The organism is Sphingomonas bacterium (genome assembly GCF_903643065.1).
GTDB lineage: Bacteria > Pseudomonadota > Alphaproteobacteria > Sphingomonadales > Sphingomonadaceae > Sphingomonas.
Map to the genome: position 1 here is coordinate 1 of NZ_CAHJWX010000240.1, position 4,453 is coordinate 4,453.

Below are 4,453 nucleotides of genomic sequence, written 5' to 3' on the forward strand. Positions count from 1 at the left end.
GCCGCGAGCGCGATCAGCGGCCAGCCGAACAGCGCGCCGCCCGCGCCCACCCAGCCGGGGGCCGTCCACCCCGCCAGCGCGCCGACGACGCCGCAGCCAAGCTCGATCCACCAGTGGCGAGGGTCAATCGCGGCGCCGCACGCCAACGCCCGGCATCGCCCGCGAGCGAGGAGTGCTCCCATCAGGGGAACGAGGTCGACGACGGTCAGCGGCCGGCCGCACCCGTCGCACGCCGAACGCCCGCTCGCCACCGACCGGCCCTGCGGCCAGCGTATCACCAGCGTTGCAAGGAAGCTTCCCGCGATCAATCCGGCGAGGAACAGCGCGGCCGGCCAGACGGCGTCCGGCAGCCCCGGCTCAGCCATCCGCGTCGCGGATGAGGTATCGATAGACCCCGAAGACGTCGATCGCGAACAGCACGACGTTCTGCGTGCCCAACGCCCAATCGCCTGTCAACGCCGCGCCTCCGAGCCACGCGATCGCGGAGCCGCAGAACAGCAGCATGCCAAGGCCGGTGTCGCGCTTGCCCAGGTCCGCGGCGACCAGCAGCGCGGCGATCATGCCGCTGACCGAAGCGGTCCATTTGAGAACGGTGGCAGGATCCATGCGCCGCCTTGAGCGAAAACACGCCGGCTGGATACGGCCGACGTTGCCCCGCGACGACCTGCGCGAACGCCCGCGCGAACGGCCGGTCGTTTGCATCGATCGGTGCCGCCGACTATATTGCGGTGCAGCAACAGACTTTCTCCGGAGCATTCACCCCATGGCCACCGACCCCGTCGTCATCCTGTCCTATGCCCGCACGCCGATGGGATCGTTCCAGGGTTCGCTCGCCGGCGCCAGCGCGACGCAGCTCGGCACGGCGGCGGTCGCGGGTGCGGTGGAGCGGGCGGGCGTATCGGCGGCGGACGTCGAGCGGATCACGATGGGCTGCGTCCTGTCCGCGGGGCTCGGCCAGGCGCCCGCGCGCCAGGCGGCCATCGGCGCGGGCCTCGGCACGCATGTCGAGGCGACGACCGTCAACAAGATGTGCGGCAGCGGGATGCAGGCCGCGATCATGACCGCCGAGGCGCTGGCGGCGGGGTCGCTCGACCTCGGCATCGCCGGCGGCATGGAGAGCATGACGAACGCACCCTATCTGTCGAGGAAGCACCGCGCCGGCGCGCGCATCGGCCATGACACGATGTACGACCACATGTACCTCGACGGGCTGGAGGACGCCTACGATCACGGCAAGCTGATGGGCAGCTTCGCCGAGGAGAGCGCCGCGCAATACCAGTTCACGCGCGCGGCGATGGACGATTTCGCGATCGAGTCGCTGCACCGGGCGCAGCGCGCGCAGAAGAACGGCGCCTTCGACCGCGAGATCGTTTCCGTGGCTGTCGCGGGCCGCAAGGGATCGGTGACGGTGAGCGAGGACGAGCAGCCGGCGAAGGGCGACATCGCCAAGATCCCGACGCTGAAGCCCGCCTTTTCGAAGGACGGGACGATCACCGCCGCTAACGCCTCGTCGATCTCCGACGGCGCGGCCGCGCTGGTGATGACCCGCGCGTCGGTCGCCGAGCGGCTGGGCCTGACGCCGATCGCGCGGGTCGTGTCGTCGGCGGCGCACGCCCATGCGCCCGCGCTGTTCACCACCGCTCCCGTGCCCGCGATCCGCAAGGTGCTGGAAAAGGCCGGCTGGCAGACGGGCGACGTCGACCTGTTCGAGGTGAACGAGGCGTTCGCGGTGGTGGCGATGATCGCGATGCGCGACCTCGGCCTGCCGCACGACATCGTCAACGTGCACGGTGGCGCCTGCGCGCTTGGCCATCCGATCGGCGCGAGCGGCGCGCGCGTGCTGGCGACGCTGCTGGCCGCGATGCAGGACGGGGGCCGGCGACGGGGCGTCGCCAGCCTGTGCATCGGCGGCGGCGAGGCGACCGCAATGGCGCTGGAACTGATGAACTGACGGAAACCGATCCTCCCCCGCAAGGGGGAGGTGGCGCCGGAGGCGACGGAGGGGGCGGCTTGTGTACGCGAGCGTCGGTGGCTCCTCCCCCTCTGTCAGCCCTGTCGGGCTGCCACCTCCCCCTAACGGGGGAGGATGAGAGGGCGGCCTACACCTTCGCCGCGTAGATCATCCGGCCTTCGCCCAGCTGGTCGAACACCGTCTGCAGATCGCCCTCGCCGACCGCGAAACAGCCCTGGCTGCGGCCTAGCATGCCGTGGGTGCGCAGCATCTCCGGGTTCGAGTACCAGGCCGAGTGGACCACGATCGCGCGCACCAGCGCATGGTCGTTGGTGGGGTCTAGGCCCACCAGCCGCTGCGACCGGCCATGCTTGCCGACATAATAGTCGCTGGCGATGAAGGCGCCCTCGCACGATGCGTTCGAGCCGTCGTCGTTCGAGAAACGCTGGAGCCAGCCGGTGTGCGCGGGGTCCGAACCGCTGCCGTGCGCGACGAGATAGGACGTGCTGTCGCCGTTGACGATGTCGACGATGTGCAGACGCGCCTGCGCGGACGGCGCGGTGAAGTCGACGATCGCGATCCGGTCCTGATGGCGCACCGCGTCGGCGTGCCGGCCGAGCGCGGTCAGCGCGTGCTTCATCAGTTCCGGCCTGACGACGCGCGGAGAGGTGGGCGTCGCGGGCGCGAACGACGAGGCGCGCAGGGTGCCGCGGACGCGGGGTTCGCCGCCGATCGCCGCCGAGATGGCGGCGGGGACCGCGAGCGCACCGGCGAGCGCCAGGCCGGACTTCAGGAAATTGCGGCGCCGGGGGCCTGCGGAGTCGTCGATCATCGAACCTGCCGAGTGAGGAATGCCGGCGGCCAGCATAGCGCAGTCGGCTTGCCGGGATCAGATCACGTTCCGGGCCGGACCCTTGGCCGGGCGCGCGCGGGCCACGGTTCGTCGCAGCGGGGCACCGGCCTCATCGCCGCAGCAGCACCGCGCGCGCCTCCGACAGCTGCCATACCAGCAGGCTCGGCACCCCGATCGCGACGTCGCGCGCTCGCTTGGCGAGGCTGAGCGCCAGCGCCGCCTCCGCCGGCAGGCCGAGCAGCGGCGCCGCGAGCGTGTAGCCCGCCTCCTGGAAGCCGATCGCGCCCGGCACCGCGAACGCGACGGAGCGCAACGTGAAGATCAGTACCTCCAGGCTCAGCGTCCGGCCGAACGACAGCGGCGCATGCATCAGCCGCAGCGCCAGCCACGCACCCCCGACCGTCGCCAGCCAGGCGAGCATGTTGAGCGCGAACGCCGACGCGATCCGGCGCGGACGCGAGAAGACGTGCGCGCGCGCCGTCTCGATCTCCGCCATTCCCGCCACCGATCCCGGCACCAGCCGCGCCGCCAGCCGCCCGACCAGCGCGAGGCCGTGCCGCTGGGCGAGGAAGAAGCCCGCCATGATCGTGACCATCACGGCCATGCCGCCGATCACCAGCGGGCGCAGCTCGCCGGACCCGGACCCCGGCCCGGCCAGGATCGACACCATCAGCGCGAGGCCCAGGAGCGTCAGCGCGAGCTGGCTCGCCATCTCGGTCACAAGGTCTGCCATCAGCGAACCACAGGTCACGGGCACCGGAACGCCGGCCTGCACCAATGTCCGCGCGCTCACCACGATCCCGCCCAGCTGCGATAGGGGCAGCAGGTCCGACACCGCCTCGCGGATCATGCGCGCCCAGGCGAACAGGCCCAGCCGCCCCGCCCCCTCCCCCGGCGCCGCCGCGAGCCATGCCGCGCCCAGCAGCACGAAGGTGGCGAGCGCCCAGGCGCAGAACAACACGAACCCGCCCGGCCCGAGCCGGAGGGCGACGGTCGCGACGCTCGCCAGTCCCGCGCGCCCGAACGCCCACCACGCCGCCGCCATGCCCGCCATCGTGGCCAGGAGGACGCCGGCGCGAGCCCAGGTCTTCACCCCCCGATCCTTCCGGCTCCTGATCCTCTAAGCCCGCGTGGGGGCTTTGGCCCTCGGTGCGAAGCGGAGCGCGAGCCGCATCATCGCCGGCACGAACCTCGGCCGGATCAGCCGCGGGTCATAGGGTGCGAGGCGCCGGTCGTTCTCCGCGAGGCAGATCCGCGCCAGCTCGGGGAAGCTCACCTCGACGCCCAGTTCCTTCGAGCCGTTGAGCGTGAAGTTGTTCTCCTGCGCCCGGGTGTTGTCGCCGCCCATGCCCTTGGCCATGCTGATCCGCTCGCCGATCAGGAACATCCACACGACCAGCACCTTGGCCTCGAACCAGGGGCGGCGCCACCACGGCATCGTGCGGCGCCACCAGGCGACCCAGTTGACGAAGAACAGGATGTGCCGCCCCTCCTCGCGCATCACCGGCTCGAACGTGTCGATCAGCTCGGGCGGGAAGAAGCCGGTGTCCTTGGCGATCCTGAACAGGCCGAAGCCGAAGAAGCTGTCGATGCACTCCGAATAGCCGGTGCGCATGAACGCGAACTCGGGATCGCGCGGGCGGACATAG

At 71.3% G+C, this 4,453-nt stretch carries 5 protein-coding genes and 1 pseudogene; 1 reads left to right on the forward strand and 5 read right to left on the reverse strand.

Going from position 1 to position 4,453, the window contains the following annotated elements; all coding sequences use genetic code 11:
• Positions 1 to 365: prepilin peptidase (locus tag HUU95_RS09345; RefSeq protein ID WP_174279866.1), on the reverse strand; the 365-nt coding region annotated here is incomplete at its 3' end.
• Complete coding sequence (locus HUU95_RS09350; protein ID WP_174279867.1) at positions 358 to 561, reverse strand: hypothetical protein; 204 nt, start codon at positions 559 to 561, stop codon at positions 358 to 360. The genes HUU95_RS09345 and HUU95_RS09350, both read right to left, overlap by 8 nt.
• 202 nt (positions 562 to 763) lie before the next feature.
• Between HUU95_RS09350 and HUU95_RS09355 the strand changes: the two genes are divergently transcribed.
• Positions 764 to 1,951, forward strand: a complete 1,188-nt coding sequence (locus HUU95_RS09355) for an acetyl-CoA C-acyltransferase (RefSeq protein ID WP_174279868.1) — start codon at positions 764 to 766, stop codon at positions 1,949 to 1,951.
• Between the two features lie 148 nt (positions 1,952 to 2,099).
• Here HUU95_RS09355 and HUU95_RS09360 read toward each other — a convergent pair whose 3' ends face one another.
• From HUU95_RS09360 to HUU95_RS09370, 3 genes and pseudogenes are all read right to left on the reverse strand, one after another.
• Entirely contained in the window at positions 2,100 to 2,783 is a 684-nt protein-coding gene (locus HUU95_RS09360) for a murein L,D-transpeptidase catalytic domain family protein (protein WP_174279869.1), read from the reverse strand.
• 130 nt (positions 2,784 to 2,913) lie between these two features.
• Positions 2,914 to 3,897: a lysylphosphatidylglycerol synthase domain-containing protein gene (locus HUU95_RS09365; RefSeq protein ID WP_174279870.1), complete on the reverse strand. Its 984-nt coding sequence runs from the start codon at positions 3,895 to 3,897 to the stop codon at positions 2,914 to 2,916.
• A 27-nt stretch (positions 3,898 to 3,924) separates the two neighbouring features.
• A pseudogene (locus HUU95_RS09370) lies at positions 3,925 to 4,453 on the reverse strand (ferritin-like domain-containing protein); the annotation flags it as partial.

Bases quoted from the DNA above. Each gene is read 5' to 3' on its own strand.
- HUU95_RS09350 (WP_174279867.1), bottom strand. From the start codon at position 561: ATGATCGCCGCGCTGCTGGTCGCCGCGGACCTGGGCAAGCGCGACACC.
- HUU95_RS09355 (WP_174279868.1), top strand. From the start codon at position 764: ATGGCCACCGACCCCGTCGTCATCCTGTCCTATGCCCGCACGCCGATG.
- HUU95_RS09360 (WP_174279869.1), bottom strand. From the start codon at position 2,783: ATGATCGACGACTCCGCAGGCCCCCGGCGCCGCAATTTCCTGAAGTCC.